This window comes from Streptomyces sp. NBC_01384, from assembly GCF_045040035.1.
In the GTDB taxonomy this organism is placed as follows: domain Bacteria; phylum Actinomycetota; class Actinomycetes; order Streptomycetales; family Streptomycetaceae; genus Streptomyces.
The window spans coordinates 7,134,773-7,156,009 of sequence record NZ_CP109559.1; the positions used below are offsets into that span (position 1 = coordinate 7,134,773).

Sequence of the window (21,237 nt, forward strand, 5' to 3'; positions counted from 1 at the left end):
GGGGCGGGGCGGAGTCTCCCGCCCGGCGCGCGCTGTCACACGCGCCGCAGCACCGCCACCACCTTGCCCAGGATGGTCGCCTCGTCGCCGGGGATCGGCTGGTACGCGGCGTTGTGCGGGAGCAGCCACACATGGCCGTCCTCGCGCTTGAACCGCTTCACCGTGGCCTCGCCGTCGAGCATCGCGGCCACGATGTCGCCGTTCTCCGCGACCGGCTGGCGGCGGACCGTCACCCAGTCCCCGTCGCAGATGGCGGCCTCGATCATCGAGTCACCGACGACCTTGAGGACGAACAGCTCGCCGTCGCCGACCAGCTGCCGGGGGAGGGGGAAGACATCCTCCACCGACTCCTCTGCGAGGATCGGGCCTCCGGCTGCGATACGGCCGACGAGCGGGACGTACGACGCGGCCGGCTTGCCCGCCGTGTCCGTGGGCTGTGCCGAGGACTGGTCGGAGCCCCGGACCTCGTACGCCCGGGGGCGGTGAGGGTCGCGGCGCAGGAAGCCCTTGCGCTCCAGCGCCATCAGCTGATGGGCGACGGAGGAGGTACTGGAGAGGCCAACCGCCTGTCCGATCTCCCGCATCGACGGCGGGTAGCCGCGCCGCTGCACGGAGTCCCGGATGACCTCGATCACCCGGCGCTGCCTGTCCGTAAGTCCCGAGCTGTCGGCGCGGATGCCTGGAGGTCGCCCTGGCAGGGAGCGCTTGGGCCCCTCATGATTCGTGGCTTCGTTCATCGCATGCACCGGCTCGAGTCGGCCCTGGGAGCGGTCCTGGGCAGTGATGGTGGCACTGTCTGCGGTGGTGGTCACGTCGGCCCCTCTCGATGGTCTCCCTGCTGGACAACGGTAGTTGCTTTCGAAAGGTTGCGCCAAACACACGTTCGAGTGAAAAATCGTGGATTACCTGACGTGATCACGTTTCTGGGTGTATAGCTGACGCCGCCGCCGACGGACAAAAGGGCCTATTGCTGTACTCTTCACCGCCGAGGCGATGACCGTGCCGACGGATCTGGGCCGCGGCCCAGTCTGCCATCCGGCACTCCGTCGGCCGGGTACCGGCCCCCTATCCGCGCGATGACCACGGTATCCCCGTGTGCCCGGGATCGGTATGGCCGAGCGGCACATGCCATTACGTGTGCGACACGCGCGTCCTGGGCGAATTTACGGGTCGATCCCCACATCTAGTGGTTGGATTGCCGGAGCGGCCCAGAAGTTGTGGTCCCCCGGGTCATCGAGCCTCCCGTCATCGCCTATGCTTGGGGCTGCTTCGAGGGGCCCGAGAGGTCTCGCGAGGTCTATGAGTCGTGCTGTGAAGGAGGGTTGGAGCCATGCACTGCCCCTTCTGCAGGCACCCCGACAGCCGCGTGGTCGACAGTCGTACGACCGATGACGGCACGTCGATCCGCAGGCGCCGCCAGTGCCCCGACTGCTCCCGTCGTTTCACGACGGTGGAGACGTGCTCGCTGATGGTGGTCAAGCGGTCCGGCGTCACCGAGCCCTTCAGTCGTACCAAGGTCATCAATGGCGTGCGCAAGGCGTGCCAGGGGCGGCCGGTCACCGAGGACGCGCTCGCCCAGCTCGGCCAGCGGGTCGAGGAGGCGGTGCGGGCCACCGGAAGCGCCGAGCTGACCACCCATGACGTGGGTCTGGCCATACTCGGCCCGTTGCAGGAACTCGACCTCGTCGCCTATCTGCGGTTCGCGTCCGTGTACCGGGCATTCGACTCGCTCGAGGACTTCGAGGCCGCCATCGTGGAACTCAGGGAAGAGACGAGGCAGCGCCCCGCCGCGGACGAGGAAGACGCGGGCGAGGCGGATGTGGACGAGGCAGCCGCGGACGCGGAGCGCCCGGAAAGCGACCGCGGGTCCGGAGGGACTGTCCAAGTCCCCGTGCCCGCCAACGCCGCCGACTGACGGAAGGGCCGACTCGGCCCCCATCGGTGGCGACCAAAGACCTGTTGCGGGCGGCCGCGTAGCGGCGCGCGCAGCATCAGACACACACCGTGCCATGGGAAGAACGTGGCACTTCAGGGCGTTTTAGCCCGATACAGGGAGGCGGCATGACAGAGACGGCGAGCGGTCCGGCACGAGGTTCCCGCGCCAAGGGCGGAACCAAGGCCAGCAAGGGACTGCGCATCGAGCGCATTCACACCACCCCCGGCGTACACCCGTACGACGAGGTGGAGTGGGAGCGCCGTGACGTCGTCATGACCAACTGGCGCGACGGCTCGATCAACTTCGAGCAGCGTGGCGTCGAGTTCCCCGGCTTCTGGTCGGTGAACGCGGTCAACATCGTCACCAGCAAGTACTTCCGCGGTGCCGTCGGCACCCCGCAGCGCGAGGTGAGCCTCAGGCAGCTCATCGACCGCATCGTGAAGACGTACCGGAAGGCCGGCGAGGACTACAAGTACTTCGCGTCGCCCGCCGACGCCGAGATCTTCGAGCACGAGTTGGCGTACGCCCTCCTGCACCAGATCTTCAGCTTCAACAGCCCGGTCTGGTTCAACGTCGGGACGCCGCAGCCCCAGCAGGTCTCCGCCTGCTTCATCCTGTCCGTCGACGACTCCATGGAGTCGATCCTCGACTGGTACAAGGAAGAGGGCATGATCTTCAAGGGCGGCTCCGGCGCCGGCCTGAACCTCTCTCGCATCCGCTCCTCCAAGGAGCTCCTCTCCTCGGGCGGCAACGCCTCGGGTCCCGTCTCCTTCATGCGTGGTGCCGACGCCTCCGCAGGAACGATCAAGTCGGGTGGCGCCACGCGCCGCGCCGCCAAGATGGTCATCCTCGACGTCGACCACCCCGACATCGAGGATTTCATCGAGACCAAGGTCAAGGAGGAGGAGAAGATCCGCGCCCTGCGTGACGCGGGCTTCGACATGGACCTGGGCGGCGACGACATCACGTCCGTCCAGTACCAGAACGCCAACAACTCGGTCCGTGTGAACGACACGTTCATGAAGGCGGTCGAGGAGGGCGGCAAGTTCGGTCTCACCTCCCGCATGACCGGCGAGGTCATCGAGGAGGTCGAGGCCAAGACGCTCTTCCGCAAGATGGCCGAGGCCGCCTGGGCCTGCGCCGACCCGGGCATCCAGTACGACGACACGATCAACCACTGGCACACGTGCCCGGAGTCCGGCCGTATCAACGGCTCGAACCCGTGCAGCGAGTACATGCACCTGGACAACACGTCCTGCAACCTCGCCTCGCTGAACCTGATGAAGTTCCTCAAGGACGACGGCAAGGGCCACCAGTCCTTCGAGGTCGAGCGCTTCGCCAAGGTCGTCGAGCTGGTCATCACCGCGATGGACATCTCCATCTGCTTCGCGGACTTCCCGACCCAGAAGATCGGCGAGAACACCCGCGCCTTCCGTCAGCTGGGCATCGGCTACGCCAACCTGGGCGCCCTCCTGATGGCGACCGGCCACGCGTACGACTCCGACGGCGGCCGCGCCCTCGCGGGTGCCATCACCTCCCTGATGACCGGCACCTCGTACAAGCGCTCCGCCGAGCTCGCCTCGGTCGTCGGCCCGTACGACGGCTATGCCCGCAACGCGCAGCCGCACCAGCGCGTCATGAAGCAGCACTCCGACGCCAACGCCGTGGCCGTCCGCATGGACGACCTGGACACGCCGATCTGGGCCGCCGCCACGGAGGCCTGGCAGGACGTGCTGCACCTCGGCGAGAAGAACGGCTTCCGCAACGCGCAGGCCTCGGTCATCGCGCCCACCGGCACCATCGGTCTCGCGATGTCCTGCGACACCACCGGCCTCGAGCCCGACCTCGCCCTGGTCAAGTTCAAGAAGCTGGTCGGCGGCGGCTCGATGCAGATCGTCAACGGCACCGTGCCGCAGGCCCTGCGCCGCCTGGGCTACCAGGAGGAGCAGATCGAGGCGATCGTCGCCCACATCGCCGAGCACGGCAATGTGATCGACGCCCCGAGCCTCAAGCACGAGCACTACGAGGTCTTCGACTGCGCCATGGGCGAGCGCTCCATCTCCGCGATGGGCCACGTCCGCATGATGGCCGCGATCCAGCCCTGGATCTCCGGCGCGCTCTCCAAGACGGTCAACCTGCCGGAGACGGCGACCGTCGAGGACGTCGAAGAGGTCTACTTCGAGGCGTGGAAGATGGGCGTCAAGGCGCTCGCGATCTACCGCGACAACTGCAAGGTCGGCCAGCCCCTCTCCGCGAAGACCAAGGAGAAGGAGAAGTCCGCGACCGACGCCGTCACCGCGAAGGCCGAGGCGACCATCCGGGAGACGGTCGAGAAGGTCGTCGAGTACCGCCCGGTCCGCAAGCGCCTCCCCAAGGGCCGTCCCGGCATCACCACCTCCTTCACGGTGGGTGGCGCCGAGGGCTACATGACCGCCAACTCCTACCCGGACGACGGTCTCGGCGAGGTCTTCCTGAAGATGTCGAAGCAGGGCTCCACCCTCGCGGGCATGATGGACGCCTTCTCGATCGCGGTCTCCGTGGGCCTGCAGTACGGCGTGCCCCTGGAGACGTACGTCTCGAAGTTCACGAACATGCGCTTCGAGCCGGCCGGTATGACGGACGACCCGGACGTGCGGATGGCGCAGTCGATCGTCGACTACATCTTCCGCCGCCTGGCGCTCGACTTCCTGCCCTTCGAGACGCGCTCCGCGCTCGGCATCCACTCCGCCGAGGAGCGTCAGCGTCACCTGGAGACGGGCTCCTACGAGCCGTCCATCGACGATGTCGAGGTGGACGTCGAGGGCCTGGCCCAGTCCGCGCCCCGCGCGCAGGAGCTGAAGGCCGTCGCCACCCCGAAGGCTGAGGTCGAGGCGGCGAAGCCCGCCCCGAAGCAGGCCCACACCAGTGCCGAACTGGTGGAGATGCAGCTGGGCATCCAGGCGGACGCCCCCCTGTGCTTCTCCTGCGGTACGAAGATGCAGCGGGCCGGCTCCTGCTACATCTGCGAGGGCTGCGGCTCGACCAGCGGCTGCAGCTGATCTGAAGCCCTGAAGGGCGGCACGGCCACCGGCCGTGCCGCCCTTCGGCGTTCTCTCGCTCCTACGGAGAGGCCTCTTTCGGGGGCACGCTCCCTGAGGAGTCGCTTTGGCGGTCCCGGGAGAGGCCGTGTCAGGAGTCGTGCCGACTGCCCATGATCCGGGCGAACGCCGCCGGGTCCGTGTCGTAGCCGTGGATGCCGGGGTGGAAAGTCCACTCCCCGGAGTCGTCGCGCACGAACTCGCCGACCGTCGCGGCCGTCGCCCCCAGGACGCCGCCGAAGTCGTCCTCCGCCAGGACGGTGTAGCCCTCACGCATGCGTATGCCGGGGTTGAGCACTCCGGCGAAGACCTTGTGGCCGGAGCGCTGCTGGATCAGGACCCCGACCACCACGCGCGTGTAGCGGCTGTTGAGACGGTCGAGTTCCAGCGTCATGACCTCGTCCCAGCCGAAGCCCTTGCCGTCCTTGCTGTCCCGGTTGAGGTAGATGGTTCCGTCCGGGGAGCGGCTGTCGAAGTGCACTACGTAGGCGGGACTTCCGTACGGGTCGGCGGCCACGTAGGTCGCCGCGATGATGTCGAGGTCGGTCGCCGGCTCGCCGACGGGACTTGGGTCCCATTTCGCCGCGAGCTCGACTTTGCGGATGCCCTTGTTGAGACCGTTCATTGGAACTCCCCCTCCCCGTTCCCCATATGCTCTCTGCCCCAACTGCTCCGCGGTCAAGGCCGATTGTCCATCGTGCCACGTGCGCGGGGGCGCTCGCGCGGGTGCACTCCGCCGGAGCGTGACCAATGCCACGCTCCGTGGCCTTACCATGGCGCGGTGCTGGTCAAGTGGATTCGCTGCACCGTGGTGGACCGCCGCGGTTTCGAGCGGGGGCAGCGAAAGTGGGCGGGGCTTCTGGGTGAGCCGGGATTCCGGGGACAGGGCGGGGGCTGGAGCCGGGGGCGGCCCGGTGTGGCGCACATCTTCGCCTTCTGGGAGAGCCGCGCCTTCTACGACTCCTTCATGGCCCGCTCGCACGACCGGCTCGCCGCCGCTCAGTCGGGCACCTTCAAGGACTCGCAGGTCAGACTCTTCGATCACCGATTCGACGTGAAGACCGGTTTCGAGCCGCGCTTCACGGACGCCGACCTGCTGCGGGTGGCCCACTGCCGCGTCCACGAGGAACGGGCCGAGCACTTCGCGCTGATGCAGGAGAAGGTCTGGAACCCCGCGATGGCGGGCTCGCCCGGTATGGTGCGCGGCCTGTTCGGGGAGGCTCCGGGCCAGGAGTTCCTGATCCTGTCCATGTGGCAGTCGGCCGCCGAGCACGGCAAGTACCGCGCAGAGCGCGTGGAGCGGCTTGCGCTGCGCGCCCAGACGGAGGCCGACGTCGCGGCCCTCGCGGGCGACATCGTGCCCCTGGAGCCCAGCTGGATCGTCTGACGGGAGCCCTTGTCGCAGGTGTCCGCGGGGGCGCGGAAGTGTGACCTACACCGTAGAGAGCCCGTACGAGTGCTCGATAGGCCGTCAGCCGTTTTAGGGTCTTGGCATGGTTCGACCACGGCGTATCGTCCTTGTCCGGCACGGAGAGTCAGCGGGCAACGCCGATGACACCGTTTATGAACGCGAGCCCGACCACGCTCTGGCGCTCACCGAGAAGGGGTGGCAGCAGGCGGAGGAGACGGGAAAACGGCTGCGGGAGCTCTTCGGCCGGGAGCGCGTCAGCGTGTACGTGTCCCCGTACCGCCGTACGCACGAGACGCTCCGCGCCTTCCACCTCGACCCCGAGCTCATACGGGTGCGCGAGGAGCCCCGGCTGCGCGAGCAGGACTGGGGCAACTGGCAGGACCGCGACGACGTACGCCTCCAGAAGGCCTACCGGGACGCGTACGGGCACTTCTTCTACCGCTTCGCACAGGGGGAGTCCGGCGCCGACGTGTACGACCGGGTCGGCGGCTTCCTGGAGAGCCTGTACCGGAGCTTCGAGGCGCCCGACCACCCGCCGAACGTGCTCCTGGTGACCCACGGTCTGGCCATGCGGCTGTTCTGCATGCGCTGGTTCCACTGGACGGTCGCGGATTTCGAGTCGCTGTCGAACCCGGGGAACGCGGAGATGCGGATGCTCCTTCTCGGGGACGACGGCAGGTACACGCTTGACCGGCCGTTCGAACGCTGGCGTGATCCGGAACCGTACGGAGACCACCGGATAGAGTGGCAGGGCGATGACCGCTGACTCCTCTCCCGACGGGCGCCTGCACCGCGCCCTGGCCAGCCTGCGCGGACTCGCGGTGGGGGACGCGCTGGGCTCGCAGTTCTTCGTGCCCGCGAACTACCCGCTGCTCCAGCGCCGCGAGCTGCCGTCCGGCCCCTGGCAGTGGACGGACGACACCGAAATGGCCTCCTCCGTAGTAGCCGTTCTGGCCCGCCACCGCCGCATCGACCAGGACGAACTGGCCCGCTCCTTCGCCGAGCACCACGACTTCGACCGGGGGTACGGCCCCGCGGTCAACCGACTGCTGCGGCAGGTCCGGGAGGGTGGCGACTGGCGCGAGCTGGCTTCCGCCCTCTTCAAGGGACAGGGTTCGTGGGGCAACGGCGCCGCGATGCGGATCGCCCCCCTGGGGGCCTGGTACGCGGACGACCCCGAGCAGGCGGTCCACCAGGCGGAGATCTCGGCGTACACCACGCACCAGCACCGCGAGGCCGTCGTCGGCGCCATGGCCGTCGCCGCGGCCGCCGCCCTGGCCGCCGACCCTGTGGGCCCGCCGAGCGCCGAGGCGCTGCTCGACGGCGTCGTCGCACTGGTCCCGCGCAGTGCCGTGGGCGCGGGGCTGCGGCGCGCCCGGGACATGCTCGACTACGGGGACACCGCGACGGTCGCCGCCGTACTGGGCTGTGGGCGGCGTACGACGGCGCACGACACGGTGCCGTTCGCACTCTGGTCGGCTGCCAGGGGTCTCGGCGACTACGAGGAGGCCTTCTGGTCGACCGCCCGGGTCGGCGGCGACATGGACACGACCTGCGCCATCGTGGGCGGCGTGATCGCCTCCGGCAAGGCGGGGGCGCCGCCGGGGGAGTGGATGGAGCGGACGGAGAGCCTGCCGGGCTGGGTGACGGCGGCGGCGTAGGCCGCGGGGCGACGATCGGGGGCGCCGAGGGATCCCCGCAGGGGAGCGCCAGGGCCCGCCCAGAGGCTAGGCAGGCCCTCGGCATGCCCGTCGGCTTCGGGGGCTGCACAGGCCCTCGTACGGCCCGTACAGCATGAGCCCGGCTCCACCCGCGTATCCAGTGGCTTGGCTCACGGTGGCCAGGCTCCGTGGGGTGGCGCGCTGCATGGGGTGCGTTCGGCCGCCAGCGCAGCGTTCCCGGTGCCGTACCGCGGGCCCGCGGGGCTCACCCCGACGCCGTACTGCGGCCTGCAGACCCCGCCCCGGTGCCGTGGGGCCGCCCGCAAGGCCCGGGCCCCCGGATGTCGTCCTGCGGATGGCCGGACCACGTCCTCGCCGTGTCTGTCCCCCGGACCGGGTCCGGCCTCCGCAGCCCTCTCGTCAGCCCCCGGCGGGTCCCGCCGTGCCGGCGAGGGCGTCCAGGTCGCTCTTGCGGACCCGGATCACCAGGGTGGCGGTGACCAGGGCCAGCACGGCCATCGCGACGGCCGGGATGAAGGCGGTCGAGATGCCGTGGGCCAGCACGTCGTGGCCCCAGGGAGCGGGCAGCTGGTGGGTCTTGGCGAACTCCGCCTTCTGCTCGGGCGAGGCGTCGGCCATGAACTTCGGCAACTGCTTCTTCGCCTCGTCACGGCTGGCCGAGCCGAAGACCGTGGTGAGGATGGAGAGGCCGAGCGAACCGCCCACCTGCTGGGTGACGTTGAGGAGTCCGGACGCGGCGCCCGCTTCGTGCTGGGCGACACCGGAGACCGCGGTCAGGGTCAGCGTCACGAAGTTCAGGCCCATGCCGAAGGCGAAGAGCAGCATGGGGCCGAGCACCCCGCCGACGTACGTGCTGTCGGGGCTCATGAAGGTCAGCCAGCCGAGTCCGAGCGCGACGAGTGCGGAACCGACGACCATGAACGGCTTCGGCCCCAGTACCGGCAGGAAGCGCTGCGACAGACCCGCTCCGATGCCGATCGCCGCCGTCACCGGGAGGAAGGCCAGACCGGCCTGGATCGGGCTGTAGCCCAGCACGTTCTGCACGAACAGCACGATGAAGAAGAACATGCCGAACATCGCCGCGGCCAGACTGAGCATGATCGCGTACGTGCCCGAGCGGTTGCGGTCGGCGAACATCTTCAGTGGCGTGATCGGTTCCTTGGCCCGGGTCTCGATGAACGCGAAGCCCAGCAGCAGGACAAGCGCCGCGGCGAAGGACCCGATCGTGAGGCTGTCGCGCCAGCCCTGCTCCGAGGCGCGGATGAACCCGTACACCAGCGAGGCCATACCGGCCGTCGAGGTGAGCGCGCCCGCGACGTCGAAGCGCCCCGGATGGCGCTCGGACTCGTTGATGTACATCGGGGCGAGCACGGTGATCAGCACACCGATGGGCACGTTGACGAAGAGCACCCAGCGCCAGTCGAGCCACTCCGTGAGCATGCCGCCCGCGAGGAGCCCGATGGCGCCGCCGCCCGCGGAGACCGCGGCGAAGACGGCGAAGGCCCGGTTCCGTTCCGGGCCCTCGGGGAAGGTCGTGGTGATGAGTGCCAGCGCGGTGGGCGACGCTATCGCGCCACCCACGCCCTGGAGGGCTCGCGCGGCCAGCAACTGCCAGGGTTCCTGGGCGAGTCCACCGAGCAGCGAGGCGAGCGTGAACAGCATGATGCCGGTCATGAAGACCCGGCGCCGACCGAGGATGTCACCCGCGCGGCCGCCGAGAAGCAGCAGGCCACCGAAGGTGAGGGTGTACGCGCTGATCACCCAGGTCAGGTCGGTCGTGCTGAACTTGAGCGCGTCTTGAATGTGCGGGAGGGCGATGTTCACAATCGTCGAGTCGAGTACCACCATGAGTTGGCAGGCCGCGATGACGGCGAGTGCGATGCCGGGATGCCCCTCCCGGCGGGCCGCTCCTGGCTTTGAGTCCTGGATCAACTGAGAGGTTTGAGAGGTTGTCACTATGGGTCCCCCACAAGTGCGTTAGTGAACGCTCGCGTTCACTGTTGCGGCAACGGTAGTGAGTCCCCGACAGTGAACGCAAGCGTTCACTGAAGTCGCTGCCGCGTGTCGCCACTTGACCGCTCGCCCTCACCGAACTCCCCGCTCGCACTCCCTGAACTCCCCGCTCCCCCATGCACAACGGAGACACTCACATGGTTACTTCGCGTTGGACGGCCGCCCCCGCTCAGGCGGCCTCCCTGCGCCGACGCGGTGCCGTGCTCGAACGCGCGATCCTCGATGCCGCGCTCGAGCAGCTCAGTACGGTCGGCTGGAACGGCCTCACGATGGAGGGCGTCGCCGCGCGGGCCCAGACCGGCAAGGCCGCGGTCTACCGCCGCTGGCCGTCCAAGGAGGATCTTGTCGCGGACGCTCTGAAGGCCGGACTGCCGAGCCTGACGGAGGCACCCGACCTCGGAAGTGTCCGGGAGGACTTGCTGGAGCTGTGCCGGCAGGTGCGCGAGGCGATGTACTCGCAAACCGGGTTCGCGCTGCGTTCAGTGCTTTACGAATGCGATGTGGCGCAGGCTGAGCGCTTTCAGGGCGTGATCATCGGCGGAGTCGTCGAGCCGACCAAACATCTGCTGGGGGAGATCGTTCACCGTGGTATCGAGCGGGGCGAGGCGCGGCCCGACGCCGCCAACTCGTACGTCTTCGACGCCATCCCGGCGATGATGATGTATCGCTCCAAGGTGTGCGCGAGCGAATGGAGCGAGGGGGATCTGGAGGAGATGATCGACCAGCTGATGGTCCCGCTGCTGCGTCGGACGGGCGCCTGATCCGTGGATTGATCGGCGGTTGCCCGATCGGTGGACGGGCGGGTGTCTGATCGGTGGACAGATGGGTGTCTGATCCATGTCGGCTTCATGTCGGCCGCGGGGCCGTGGTTGCTCGGGGAAACCTGGGTGTCGCGTGAGGCTCCGGGCGGCGTAGGCTGAGGGCGCCATGCCGTACGAACCACCCACCCACACCGTCGAGCGCTCCCTCCGCGCCACGACCGGAGCGAAGATCATTGCCGGTGTCGACGAGGTGGGCCGCGGTGCGTGGGCCGGCCCGGTCACCGTCTGCGCCGCGGTCACGGGACTGCGCCGTCCCCCCGAAGGTCTCACCGACTCCAAGCTCCTCACCGTCAAGCGGCGCACCGCGCTGGCCGCGGAGTTGGAGAAGTGGGTGACGTCGTACGCTCTGGGGCATGCCTCTCCGGAGGAGATCGACGACCTGGGGATGACGGCCGCACTGCGCCTGGCGGCAGTGCGGGCCCTGGAGGCCTTGCCCGTCCGCCCCGACGCGGTCATCCTCGATGGGAAGCACGACTACCTCGGATCGCCGTGGAGGGTTCGCACAGTGATCAAGGGTGACCAGTCCTGCGTGGCCGTCGCGGCGGCCTCGGTGATCGCCAAGGTTCAGCGCGACAAAATGATGGCCGAACTGGGTGTCGACCATGCAGACTTCGGTTTTGCGGCCAACGCCGGGTATCCGTCTCCGGTGCACAAGGCCGCACTGGAGGAGCGGGGCCCCACCCCGTACCACCGGCTGTCATGGGCGTATCTTGATGCGCTGCCCCAGTGGCGGCACCTCAAGAAGGCCCGCACCTGGGCGGACGGAAGCGGTCCGGAAATCGAGGGTCAGCTCGGCTTCGATTTCTGACGGTTCCGCTCGCACCCATGTGCCACCCACCGATGCGAGTCGCACCGGCGTTTGATAAATATCAGCTCATGCCTCTCATTCCCGAGGAGCCTCAGATTCACGAGAGTGCCCAGGGTCCCCGCGCCACTCCGGCCAGTGGCCGCACCGCGCCGACCCCCCGTCCCGTACCCGGTCCCCGTCCCGCGGCTCCGCCGCGTCCCGGACGTCCGGGACCTGTCCGGCCCATGCCGGCCCAACGCACCCAGCGCGAGCCGGTCGTGGCCGCGCCGGGGTCGTCAGCCCCGGCGGCCGCACCCGCTGCCGTCACCCCGCAGATCCAGCTGATCCCGGCCTCGGTCGAGGGTGCGCTGGACGCCGCCGAAGAAGCCGTCGACCTGCTGCTGGAGTCGGGCCGAGCCCCAGGTGAGGTGCTGGTGATCACCACCGGCGAACCGCACCCGTGGACCGCGCACGAACTCTCCTTCGGCGAGGCCGCCTACTGGGCGCAGCACGACGCGAGCGACGACGTCTTCTACGCCGACGCCTCCGTCGCGGGCCGGGTCGCTTCCCGTCCCGTGGTCGTGGTCGCCGTCAACGGCGGTCCCGATGCCGCTGCCGCCACCGCCCTGCCACTGGCCCTCGGTCGGGCCGGCGCCCTGCTGATCGTCTGCGGCGACCCGCAGCAGATCAACTCGGTGCTGGGCGCGGGGGTCTGAGCGAATCCCGGACACCGTCCGGGATTCGCTCGGAGTCAAGGTCCCGGGCGCGACGGTGGTGCCGCTGCGGCACCACCTGTACAGCGGTCCCTTTGGCGCGCTCGCAGTTCGTACGTCTGTCGCTCGTGCGTCTGTCGTCCGTGTGCCTGTACGTCGTGTGCCTGGGATGAGTGCTTGCTCGCCGAGGCCACGGTGGCGGTGTGTGACGGGGACGTCCCTCTGGGGTGCGTCTCCGTGTACGGGGTGCCTGTTGGCGTGCGCCAATGCCGTACGTCCGCGGGGACGGCCGTACGTCCCTGGAGGTGGCCGTATGCCTGTGGGGACGGTGGTGCGTCCCTGGAGTGCGCGCGAGTGCTACGGCGCTGCCCCGTCGGCGGACGGCTGCCGTTCGGCCGACGGGTTGTCCGGTTTCTGGTCTCCCCTTCCGGTCCTCCGGGCTGCCCCAGCTCGGCTGTGCGGGCTGAGGTGGCGCCGCCATGGCGTGGGCGGACATGCCCGGCCACGGGGCGCGTCCCCCTCAGGCCCTTCTGGGGCGGGCCCGGTACCAGGCGGGCGCCGCAGCCCAAGGGCCGTCCGGCTCAGCGGGCGGCCGCCCGGCGCAGCACCTCCGACGCGGCGCCGCCGGTGCGCGGCAGCGGCGGCGGTGCCGCGGACAGGGCGAAGGGCTCCGGTGGTGAGTCCGCGTTCGGATGGCGTCCGCCACGGCCCTCGCCGAGAACCTGCCAGCCGTCGTGCGTCAGCGTGATGTACGCCCCGCAGCGCAGCCCGTGGAGCGTGCAGGCGTCCCGCAGCCCCCACATCCACGCCCCGTCCTCCTCCGTCCAACGCGCGTCGCCCTCGCGGCAGTAGAGCAGCACAGCCGTGCGCACCGGGGTGCGGCGCCGCAGGTCGTGCGGGATGACCCGGCGCAGCTGCGCGAGCAGGGCGTTGCGGAACATCCAGCCGTCGGCCGGAGCCGGACGCCGGGTGAACGAGGCGCTTGCCCGCAGCCGTTCCTCCGCGTCGAGGACGGCCACGACGGCGGTCGTGGGTCTCGGCCGGTGCCGTGCGTGCAATCCGCTGACGACCTCCCGGGGATTGCGCAGCAGCGGAATCCCCGCGGCGGCCCATTCGGCGGGCTCGAGCATGCGGGCCAGTGGGTTGGCGGAAGCGGCGGACAGATCGGCAGACGTCGACATGGATGCCGCCGAGGACGGAGCGAATCCGAAGGTCACGGTCCTCCCTTCGGCTACGCGCCCACACAGCGGGCGGGGTCGGACTTGGGGGAGCGCACGCCGCAGCAGAGCCCTACCGGATCACGGGCGAGCCGTGCGGGGAGCGGACCTCAATTCTTCCTGTCGAACTTGGTTGCGGCAACGAGCAATTGGGGCCACCGACCGTTTTCCGGCTATACGTCGTGTATATCCCTGCCCACTGCTCTTGATGGCGACACATGGGTCACGCTTGTACGGCCAGGACCAGCGGCAACACCCCCTGCGCCCCGGATCGTCGGAGCATGCGCGCGGCCACTGCGAGCGTCCAGCCGGTCTCGGTGGCATCGTCCACGAGCAGCACGGGACCGCCCGCTTCCTTGAGGGAGGCGGTCAGCGCGGGCGGCACGGCCAGCGCCCCGTCGAGCGCCTTGAGCCGCTGGGCGCTGTTACTCCGGGAGACCCGCGCGACGGCCTCGCCGACGTACTCCACGGATCCCAGCAGCGGCAGTCGGCCGACCTCCGCGATCCGTTCGCCCAGCGACCGGATGAGCTGCGGACGGGTCCGCGAGGCCATGGTGACGACGCCGACCGGGCGCGGCTGCGCGTCAGGCTGTCCCGAGGCCCAGCCGCCGGGTCCCTTCGCCCAGTCGGTCAGGACGCCGACCACGGCCTTCGCCACATCGTCCGGAACGGGTCCGTCCGGGGCCTGGGGGGCGAGCATCGGCCGCAGCCGGTTGCCCCAACCGATGTCCGAGAGCCGCCCCAAGGCGCGCCCCGGTGCGGCCTGTTCGCCCGCCGGGATACGGCCCTTCAGGTCGACGCCGACCGCCGGCAGGCCCGTCGGCCACATCTTGCGGGGCTCGACGTCGACGCCCGCGCGGCCGAGCTCGCCGTTGGCCGCGTCGAGCGCCGCGGGGGACACGGACGCCTCGAACCGGGCTCCCGCGCAGGTGTCGCAGCGCCCGCACGGTGTCGCTCCCTCGTCGTCCAGCTGCCGCCGCAGGAATTCCATCCGGCAGCCGGTCGTCGACACGTAGTCGCGCATCGCCTGCTGCTCGGCCGCCCTCTGTTTGGCGACCCAGGCGTAGCGCTCGGTGTCGTACGTCCAGGGCGCGCCCGTGGAGATCCAGCCGCCCTGGACGCGCCGCACCGCACCGTCGACGTCGAGCACCTTGAGCATCGTCTCCAGACGTGACCGGCGCAGCTCGACGAGGGGTTCGAGGGCGGGCAGCGAAAGCGGCCTGTCGGCGCGGCCCAGGACGTCCAGGGTGCGGCGCACCTGCTCCTCCGGAGGGAAGGCGATCGACGCGAAGTACTGCCAGATCGCCTGGTCCTCCTTGCCCGGCAGGAGGAGCACCTCGGCATGCTTCACCCCGCGGCCCGCGCGCCCCACCTGCTGGTAGTACGCGATGGGGGAGGAGGGAGAACCCAGGTGCACCACGAATCCGAGGTCGGGCTTGTCGAAGCCCATGCCCAGCGCGGACGTGGCGACCAGGGCCTTGACGCGGTTGGCGAGCAGATCCTCCTCGGCCTGCTGACGGTCCGCGTTCTCCGTCTTCCCGGTGTACGACGCCACCGTGTGCCCGCTCTGGCGCAGGAACGCGGTGACCTCCTCGGCGGCGGCCACCGTGAGCGTGTAGATGATGCCCGAGCCCGGCAGGTCGCTCAGGCGCTCGGCGAGCCAGGCCATCCGGTGGGCGGCGGCCGGCAGCTGCAGCACCCCCAGGCTCAGGCTTTCCCGGTCCAGCGGCCCGCGCAGGACGAGCGCGTCCGTGCTGGCGCCGGTGCCCAGCTGCTCGGCCACATCGGCCGTCACCCGCGCGTTGGCGGTCGCGGTGGTGGCCAGCACGGGAACGCCGGGCGGGAGATCGGCGAGCATCGTGCGCAGCCTGCGGTAGTCCGGTCGGAAGTCGTGCCCCCAGTCGGAGATGCAGTGGGCCTCGTCGACCACGAGCAGGCCGGTCGCTGCGGCCAGCTTGGGCAGCACCTGGTCACGGAAGTCGGGATTGTTGAGCCGCTCCGGGCTCACCAGGAGCACGTCGACCTCGCTCGCGGCCACCTCGGCCTGGATCGTCTCCCACTCCTCCGTGTTGGACGAGTTGATGCTCCGCGCGTGGATTCCGGCGCGGGCGGCGGCCTCCACCTGGTTGCGCATGAGCGCGAGGAGCGGCGAGACGATGACCGTGGGCCCGGCGCCCCGCTCGCGCAGCAGCGCGGTCGCGACGAAGTACACCGCGGACTTGCCCCAGCCCGTGCGCTGCACGACCAGGGCTCTGCGCTTGTCGGCCACCAGGGCCTCGATGGCGCGCCACTGATCCTCGCGCAGCCGGGCCTCGCCCGCCTGAGCGCCGACGAGGCGAGCGAGTACGGCATCGGCCGCGATGCGCAGGTCGGCGTTGCGTAGGTCCGTGTTGGCCGGAGGGCGTGGGTCGTCGTTGCTCATGGCCCCATGCAACCCGATGGGTCGGACATCGCGCGAACGAGGCCGCCGCATTGTGGACAACTCATGTCGTGGCCATGGTCAGAGTTATCCACAGGACGAAGCGGAATTTCGGGATCCGCGGGATGGTCACGGCATGACGAATCACAGCGAAGCGGCCGGCACACCCGGCGAGAGTGACATCGGCGGGCGCGGTCGGCACGGGGGAGACGGTGTGTGCGGCGGGCACGGCGACCGCAGTGCGGGTGGCGCGCCGAAGGGGCAGAGGGGACGGCCCGAGCGCGAAGGGCACGACCTGCCCGGCGAGCATCAGGTCACCCTGCGTACACCGGCCGAACTGGCCGATGCCCTGCCGTACCTGCTCGGGTACCGGCCCGAGGACAGCATCGTGCTGGTCGCCCTGCACGACGGGGAGAGGCGCGGCCGTTTCGGCGGGCGGGCGAGGCTCGGCATCCCCGCCCAGGCGGACGACTGGCCGTCCGTGGCCGAGCAGCTGGCGCAAGGCCTGGTGAAGGGAAGCGAGCGCAGAGGTGCCCGGCCCGAGAGCATGGTCGCCTATCTCTGTCAGGAGCCGGGGCCCGGAGAGTCGGGGCGGGACGTCATGGAACGTCTGCGGTCGCTCGCACAGTTGCTGCGGACGGCCTGCGGCCGCCTCGACGTCCCCGTGATCGAAGCCCTCTGTATCTCCGACGGCCGCTTCTGGTCGTACTGCTGCCCGGGCCAGGGATGCTGTTCGGCCGAGGGGGAGCCGATGGGATTGCCCGGCACCTCCGTCCTTGCCGCCGCCGCGACCTACGCGGGCCTCCAAGTGCGCGGATCGCTCAGGGAATTCACGGCCCGGCTCACTCCCTGGGAGGGGGCGGCCGCACGGGAGCAGGAGGCCGTGCTCGACACGGCGAGCATGGCCCTGATCCCGAGGATCCTGGACGACGAGAGCCGCGCGTATGTGGCTGAAGAGGCCCTGGAGCTGGCCCGGCGGATCATGAAGCGCCTCGCCGACGCCCCACCCGTGTCCGGTATCCGCCCGGCGGACCTCCGCGATGACGGACTCCTGGAGCGCGACGAGGCGGCCACCCTCATCCTCGGCCTTCAGGACCGCACGACCCGCGACCGCGCCGCCGAGTGGATGGAGGGCGAGGAGGCAGGCCCGGCCCTGCGCCTCTGGCGGATGCTGGCCCGCCGCTGCGTCGGCGCCTACGGCGAGCACGCCGCGGCACCCCTCACCCTCGCCGGGTGGGTCGCCTGGTCGACCGGCGACGAACTGGAGGCCCGGGAAGCCCTCGCCATGGCACTCGGCGCCGATCCCGACTACCTCTTCGCCCGTCTCCTGCACCAGGCGTGCAACGAGGGCCTCAACCCGGAGTCGATCCGCCGCTGCCTGCGAGCGGAGCGGACCGACCGCACCGGGGCTGAGGCGGGACACCCGTCGGGGGCTGATCGCCCGGCATCGCTCGATGTCGCGGAGCCGCCCGGCGCCCCGAAGCGTCGCCGCCGCAGGGTACGCACGGCAGGGAGCGGGGGAGCGCACAGGAGTGGTCGTCATCCCGGGGCGGGTAGTCTCCGCCGGCGCCCACCCACCGATGAGACCTCGCCCGCCGGGGACGGACCGGGGCGGGCGCCCGAGGGGGCCGGCGATCGGGCGCGGGCCCGCCGCGAGGGCGGTCGGCGGGTTGTGGGGGAGGAGACGTGAGTGTCGGGAGCGGGGCGAACCGGCGATCATCGCGCAGGGTGAGGCGAGGCGTTCCTCGGGCGCCGGAGCCGGGGCTCACTCCGCTCGACGCGGCGCCATGCCCCGCCCGCGCGGCATCGGTGAACGGTGCGCGCCCCCGAACCGGCATGTCAAAACGCTGGTACACACCGCCCCCGTATCAGCCGCGCACGGCACGCCGCACCGACCACCCCACCGCCATTCGGTCGGCTTACCCGGTCGAGGGCGTGACCCGGAGCAGGGCCGTTCCGTTCACCTGTGTGGCGGTGTCCGCGGCCGGGCCGCGCCGCCGAACGCCCTCGACCCTCCGGAGCCCCCTACCAGGCGCCGAGCGCGCCCGGGCGCACCGAGCGCGGAGGAAGCCGCATGCCTTTGCCCCACCCGTCCTCCGACCCCGACGGCGCCCTCCCGCCGATGCGCAGGCCGATGCGGCCCGTCCCGCGGCGAGCGGCTTCACAGGCCCGGTTCGCAGGAGTGGAGAGCGCTTTGAGCCCCTTCGCGGCGGCAGGCGGTCCGGCGGCCCGCCCGGCGCCGCTTCCCGGGCCGCGCCGAACCACGGACCTGCCACCAGTGCACACCGCGCTGATCTGCGTCGCCCTGCCGGGACTGGTGATCTCCACGGAGCAGGGACAGCTGACCGGCCGGGGACTGGAGGGGTTCTACCGCGCGGGCCGGCGGATGCTCTCCCGTTGTCAGGTGCGGGTGGCGGGGCGCGAACCGCTCGTTGTGCAGGCCCGGATGGTCGCGGCCGACCGAGCCCGCTTCGTGGGGACGGTGCGTGCGTCCGCCGACGGCGGCCCGGATCCGGACGTGGTCGTGGAGCGCACGCGCTCCGCGGACGGCACGGAGCGGATCACCCTGCAGAGCGTGGCCTCTCGGCCCCTGCGCCTGCCCGTCGAGGTCGCCCTCGGCACGGATCTCGCCGAGCTCGGCTCGGTCGCCTCGGGCCGCGCCGGGCCCGAACTGCGCGCCAGCGTCCACGACTCGGGCCTGCGATGGTCCTGCACCACGGGGAACTCGGTCGTCAGCGCCGACCCGCCGCCCGCCGACGCCCTGGCCTCCGCGGGACTGCTCCGCTGGGAACTCGAACTGCCGCCCGGCGGCACCCGAAGCGTGGAGCTGCGGGTACGGCCGGACGGCGCGGGGCCCGTCAGAGCCGTGGGACGCGGCGCGACGAGCCCGCTCGCCCAGGCCCGCGCCGTCGGCGACGACCCCAGGGTCCAGGCGCTCCTGCACACCTGCGTAGAGGATCTCCAGGCCCTGCTGCTGCGCGACCCCACGCACCCGTCGGACACCTACCTCGCGGCAGGGGCACCGTGGCGCTGCGGTCTGGCCCCGGCCGAGGCACTGGCCGCGGCCCGGATGACGTTGCCGCTCGGCACCCGGCTCGCCGCGGGCACGCTGCGGACCCTCGCCCGCACCCAAATCGCGGGCCCGGGACCCCATTCCGGCCTGATCCCCGGACCGCGCCGGGACGCGGGCCCGCACCTGCCTCCGGGTTGCACGGCCACCGAAGCGACCCTGTTGTTCCCCGTGCTCCTCGCGGAGGCCAGGCGCTGGGGGCTGCCGGAACAGGAGACCGAGGAACTGCTCCCCGCGGCCGAGCGGTGCCTCGCGTGGCTGCGGGCCACCGTCGGCGACGGCACCTATCTGCCCGACCCGCACCCGGGCGGTCCGTTCCGCTGCGAGACACAGGCGCATGCCCATCGGGCGGCCCTGCTCGGCGCCGATCTGCTCGAGGCGCACGGTCGGCCGGGTGGCGCGGAGCTGCTGCAGTGGGCCCAGGGACTGCGGACCGCGTTTCGCGAGGACTTCTGGGCCGAAGACCGGGGAGGCGGCAGACCGGCGGCCGCCCGGGCCCCGGACGGGCGGCTCGTGCCGCACCTCGGTGCGGGCACCGTCCATCTCCTCGACACGGGGCTGCTCGGCTCCGGGGCGCTGGCGCCCGGCCTGCTCGACAAGGCGCAGAACGAGCAACTCGCCCGGCTGCTCGGTGGCCCGGCCATGGACTCGGGCTGGGGGCTGCGCAGCCTGGGCGCGAAGGAGGTGGCGCACAACCCCTTCGGCCACCGAGGGGGCGCCGTGCGCGTCCAGGAGACGGCGACCGCCGTCGCGGGGCTGGTCGCCGGGGGCTACGAGAAGGAGGCGACAGCGCTGCTGCGGGGGCTGCTGGCGGCGGCCGAGGCCTTCGGGTACCGGCTGCCGGAGATGTACGCGGGCGAGCGGCGTACGGAAGGCGGCTTCCCGCTGCCGCATCCCGCGGCCTGCCGACCGGCGGCCACGGCGTCGGCCGCCGGGGTGCTGCTCCTCACCACCCTCGCGGGAATCCGTCCCGACGCCCCGGCCGGGACGGTGACCCTGCGCCCGGTCAGCAGTGCGCCGCTGGGCGAAATCGGACTGACGGGGCTGCGGATCGCGGGCGCGCCCTTCTCCGTACGCATCAGCAGGCTCGGCCTCGCCATGGTGGAGGAGGCGGCCGACGGGCTGCAGTTGGGAGTGTGACCTTGCGGAACGCGTCCCTCGGACGGCGACCGGCAGGGGCCGGTGGGCCCCGTACCGGACGGAAGTGGATCAATGGCGGAAGCGACCGGCGAAGGGCGTGTTTATCGTCAGGCAGACGACTATGATCGCGGCATGCCCTACGACCCGTCGGCCTTTCCGCCCTTTGCCGTGACCGTGGACCTGGTCGTGCTGACCGTGCGTCGCCACGCCCTGTGCGCGCTGGCGGTACGGAGGGGCGAGCAGCCGTTTCAGGGGCGGTGGGCGCTCCCCGGCGGCTTTGTGCGGCAAGACGAGGACTTGGCGCAGGCGGCGGCGCGCGAGCTGGTCGAGGAGACCGGGCTGCGCGCCCACGATCCGTCCGCCCCGGCGCAGGACAACGGCGCGCACCTGGAACAGCTGGCGACCTACGGCGACCCCAAGCGCGACCCGCGCATGAGAGTGGTCAGCGTCGCCCATCTCGCGCTGGCCCCCGACCTGCCCGCGCCCCGGGCCGGCGGCGACGCCAACAGTGCGCGCTGGGCACCCGTGGAGGAGCTGCTGCAGCAGGGCGGTTACGGACGCGACGGCGAGCAGGCGACGCCCCTGGCCTTCGACCACGCGCAGATCCTCTCGGACGGTGTGGAGCGCGCCCGGTCCAAGATCGAGTACTCGTCGTTGGCCACGGCCTTCTGCCCGACCGAGTTCACCGTCGGCGAGCTGCGTCGCGTGTACGAGGCCGTGTGGGGGGTGGCACTCGATCCGCGCAACTTCCACCGCAAGGTGACGGGCACACCGGGATTCCTCGTGCCGACGGGCGGTACGACCACGCGCCAGGGCGGCCGCCCTGCCCAGCTGTTCCGTGCCGGCGGTGCCACGTTGCTCAATCCGCCGATGCTGCGCCCCGAGGTCTGACAGGCCGGATCGATCCCCGGAGCGGGGCGTCCCGGGAGTTGGGTGAGAGCTGGCCGAGAC

General features: G+C 71.0%; 16 protein-coding genes. 11 read left to right on the forward strand and 5 right to left on the reverse strand.

The annotated features are described in order from the left end of the window. Positions 1-35 precede the first annotated feature (35 nt). Positions 36-812 (reverse strand): transcriptional repressor LexA, encoded by a 777-nt coding sequence (gene lexA, locus OG747_RS32695; RefSeq protein WP_054229877.1) that lies wholly within the window; start codon positions 810-812, stop codon positions 36-38. Between the two features lie 518 nt (positions 813-1,330). Here lexA and nrdR point away from each other — a divergent pair. After that, positions 1,331-1,915, forward strand: a complete 585-nt coding sequence (nrdR, locus tag OG747_RS32700) for a transcriptional regulator NrdR (RefSeq protein ID WP_405882958.1) — start codon at positions 1,331-1,333, stop codon at positions 1,913-1,915. 146 nt (positions 1,916-2,061) lie between these two features. Continuing rightward, on the forward strand, positions 2,062-4,974 hold the full coding sequence (locus OG747_RS32705; protein WP_405882960.1) for a vitamin B12-dependent ribonucleotide reductase: 2,913 nt from the start codon (positions 2,062-2,064) through the stop codon (positions 4,972-4,974). A gap of 130 nt (positions 4,975-5,104) precedes the next feature. Here OG747_RS32705 and OG747_RS32710 read toward each other — a convergent pair whose 3' ends face one another. Further along, positions 5,105-5,638, reverse strand: coding sequence for a TerD family protein (locus OG747_RS32710; RefSeq protein ID WP_405882961.1), 534 nt, complete (start codon positions 5,636-5,638; stop codon positions 5,105-5,107). A 156-nt stretch (positions 5,639-5,794) separates the two neighbouring features. Between OG747_RS32710 and OG747_RS32715 the strand changes: the two genes are divergently transcribed. The 3 genes from OG747_RS32715 (at position 5,795) to OG747_RS32725 (ending at position 8,085) form a co-directional block, all read left to right on the forward strand. After that, the gene (locus tag OG747_RS32715) at positions 5,795-6,400 is read left to right on the forward strand and encodes a YdbC family protein (protein WP_405882962.1); all 606 of its coding nucleotides are present in this window, start codon (positions 5,795-5,797) and stop codon (positions 6,398-6,400) included. Positions 6,401-6,506: 106 nt separating this feature from the next. Further along, entirely contained in the window at positions 6,507-7,190 is a 684-nt protein-coding gene (locus OG747_RS32720) for a histidine phosphatase family protein (RefSeq protein WP_405882963.1), read from the forward strand. After that, positions 7,180-8,085, forward strand: coding sequence for an ADP-ribosylglycohydrolase family protein (locus OG747_RS32725; protein ID WP_405882964.1), 906 nt, complete (start codon positions 7,180-7,182; stop codon positions 8,083-8,085). Before OG747_RS32720 ends, OG747_RS32725 begins: the two co-directional genes overlap by 11 nt. 420 nt (positions 8,086-8,505) lie before the next feature. Here the strand turns inward: OG747_RS32725 and OG747_RS32730 are convergent, their stop codons facing one another. Further along, on the reverse strand, positions 8,506-10,038 hold the full coding sequence (locus OG747_RS32730; RefSeq protein ID WP_405882965.1) for an MFS transporter: 1,533 nt from the start codon (positions 10,036-10,038) through the stop codon (positions 8,506-8,508). Positions 10,039-10,256: 218 nt separating this feature from the next. Here OG747_RS32730 and OG747_RS32735 point away from each other — a divergent pair, with 218 nt between their 5' ends. The 3 genes from OG747_RS32735 to OG747_RS32745 all read left to right on the forward strand — a co-directional run bounded on the left by OG747_RS32735 (position 10,257) and on the right by OG747_RS32745 (position 12,443). Further along, entirely contained in the window at positions 10,257-10,880 is a 624-nt protein-coding gene (locus tag OG747_RS32735) for a TetR/AcrR family transcriptional regulator (protein ID WP_405882967.1), read from the forward strand. Positions 10,881-11,046: 166 nt separating this feature from the next. Then, complete coding sequence (locus OG747_RS32740; protein WP_405882968.1) at positions 11,047-11,748, forward strand: ribonuclease HII; 702 nt, start codon at positions 11,047-11,049, stop codon at positions 11,746-11,748. Positions 11,749-11,816: 68 nt separating this feature from the next. Further along, a complete protein-coding gene (locus OG747_RS32745) occupies positions 11,817-12,443 on the forward strand; it encodes a hypothetical protein (protein ID WP_405882969.1) in 627 nt (208 codons plus the stop codon). 578 nt (positions 12,444-13,021) lie between these two features. Here OG747_RS32745 and OG747_RS32750 read toward each other — a convergent pair. Both OG747_RS32750 and OG747_RS32755 read right to left on the reverse strand, forming a co-directional pair. Continuing rightward, the gene (locus tag OG747_RS32750) at positions 13,022-13,657 is read right to left on the reverse strand and encodes a hypothetical protein (protein WP_405882970.1); all 636 of its coding nucleotides are present in this window, start codon (positions 13,655-13,657) and stop codon (positions 13,022-13,024) included. 223 nt (positions 13,658-13,880) lie between these two features. Then, positions 13,881-16,079: a RecQ family ATP-dependent DNA helicase gene (locus OG747_RS32755; RefSeq protein WP_405882971.1), complete on the reverse strand. Its 2,199-nt coding sequence runs from the start codon at positions 16,077-16,079 to the stop codon at positions 13,881-13,883. Between the two features lie 133 nt (positions 16,080-16,212). Between OG747_RS32755 and OG747_RS32760 the strand changes: the two genes are divergently transcribed. The 3 genes from OG747_RS32760 to OG747_RS32770 all read left to right on the forward strand — a co-directional run bounded on the left by OG747_RS32760 (position 16,213) and on the right by OG747_RS32770 (position 21,177). Further along, positions 16,213-17,766, forward strand: a complete 1,554-nt coding sequence (locus tag OG747_RS32760) for a DUF4192 domain-containing protein (protein ID WP_405882972.1) — start codon at positions 16,213-16,215, stop codon at positions 17,764-17,766. A gap of 384 nt (positions 17,767-18,150) precedes the next feature. Further along, entirely contained in the window at positions 18,151-20,286 is a 2,136-nt protein-coding gene (locus tag OG747_RS32765) for a glycogen debranching N-terminal domain-containing protein (RefSeq protein WP_405882973.1), read from the forward strand. A 132-nt stretch (positions 20,287-20,418) separates the two neighbouring features. Beyond that, complete coding sequence (locus OG747_RS32770) at positions 20,419-21,177, forward strand: NUDIX domain-containing protein (RefSeq protein ID WP_405882974.1); 759 nt, start codon at positions 20,419-20,421, stop codon at positions 21,175-21,177. The last annotated feature ends 60 nt before the right edge of the window (positions 21,178-21,237 follow it).

Excerpts from the sequence above, each read along its gene's own strand:
- OG747_RS32765 (WP_405882973.1), top strand. The coding sequence starts at position 18,151 with ATGCCTTTGCCCCACCCGTCCTCCGACCCCGACGGCGCCCTCCCGCCG.
- nrdR (WP_405882958.1), top strand. The coding sequence starts at position 1,331 with ATGCACTGCCCCTTCTGCAGGCACCCCGACAGCCGCGTGGTCGACAGT.
- OG747_RS32720 (WP_405882963.1), top strand. The coding sequence starts at position 6,507 with ATGGTTCGACCACGGCGTATCGTCCTTGTCCGGCACGGAGAGTCAGCG.
- OG747_RS32735 (WP_405882967.1), top strand. The coding sequence starts at position 10,257 with ATGGTTACTTCGCGTTGGACGGCCGCCCCCGCTCAGGCGGCCTCCCTG.
- OG747_RS32745 (WP_405882969.1), top strand. The coding sequence starts at position 11,817 with ATGCCTCTCATTCCCGAGGAGCCTCAGATTCACGAGAGTGCCCAGGGT.
- OG747_RS32710 (WP_405882961.1), bottom strand. The coding sequence starts at position 5,638 with ATGAACGGTCTCAACAAGGGCATCCGCAAAGTCGAGCTCGCGGCGAAA.
- OG747_RS32740 (WP_405882968.1), top strand. The coding sequence starts at position 11,047 with ATGCCGTACGAACCACCCACCCACACCGTCGAGCGCTCCCTCCGCGCC.
- OG747_RS32725 (WP_405882964.1), top strand. The coding sequence starts at position 7,180 with ATGACCGCTGACTCCTCTCCCGACGGGCGCCTGCACCGCGCCCTGGCC.
- OG747_RS32705 (WP_405882960.1), top strand. The coding sequence starts at position 2,062 with ATGACAGAGACGGCGAGCGGTCCGGCACGAGGTTCCCGCGCCAAGGGC.
- OG747_RS32755 (WP_405882971.1), bottom strand. The coding sequence starts at position 16,079 with ATGAGCAACGACGACCCACGCCCTCCGGCCAACACGGACCTACGCAAC.
- OG747_RS32770 (WP_405882974.1), top strand. The coding sequence starts at position 20,419 with ATGCCCTACGACCCGTCGGCCTTTCCGCCCTTTGCCGTGACCGTGGAC.
- OG747_RS32760 (WP_405882972.1), top strand. The coding sequence starts at position 16,213 with ATGACGAATCACAGCGAAGCGGCCGGCACACCCGGCGAGAGTGACATC.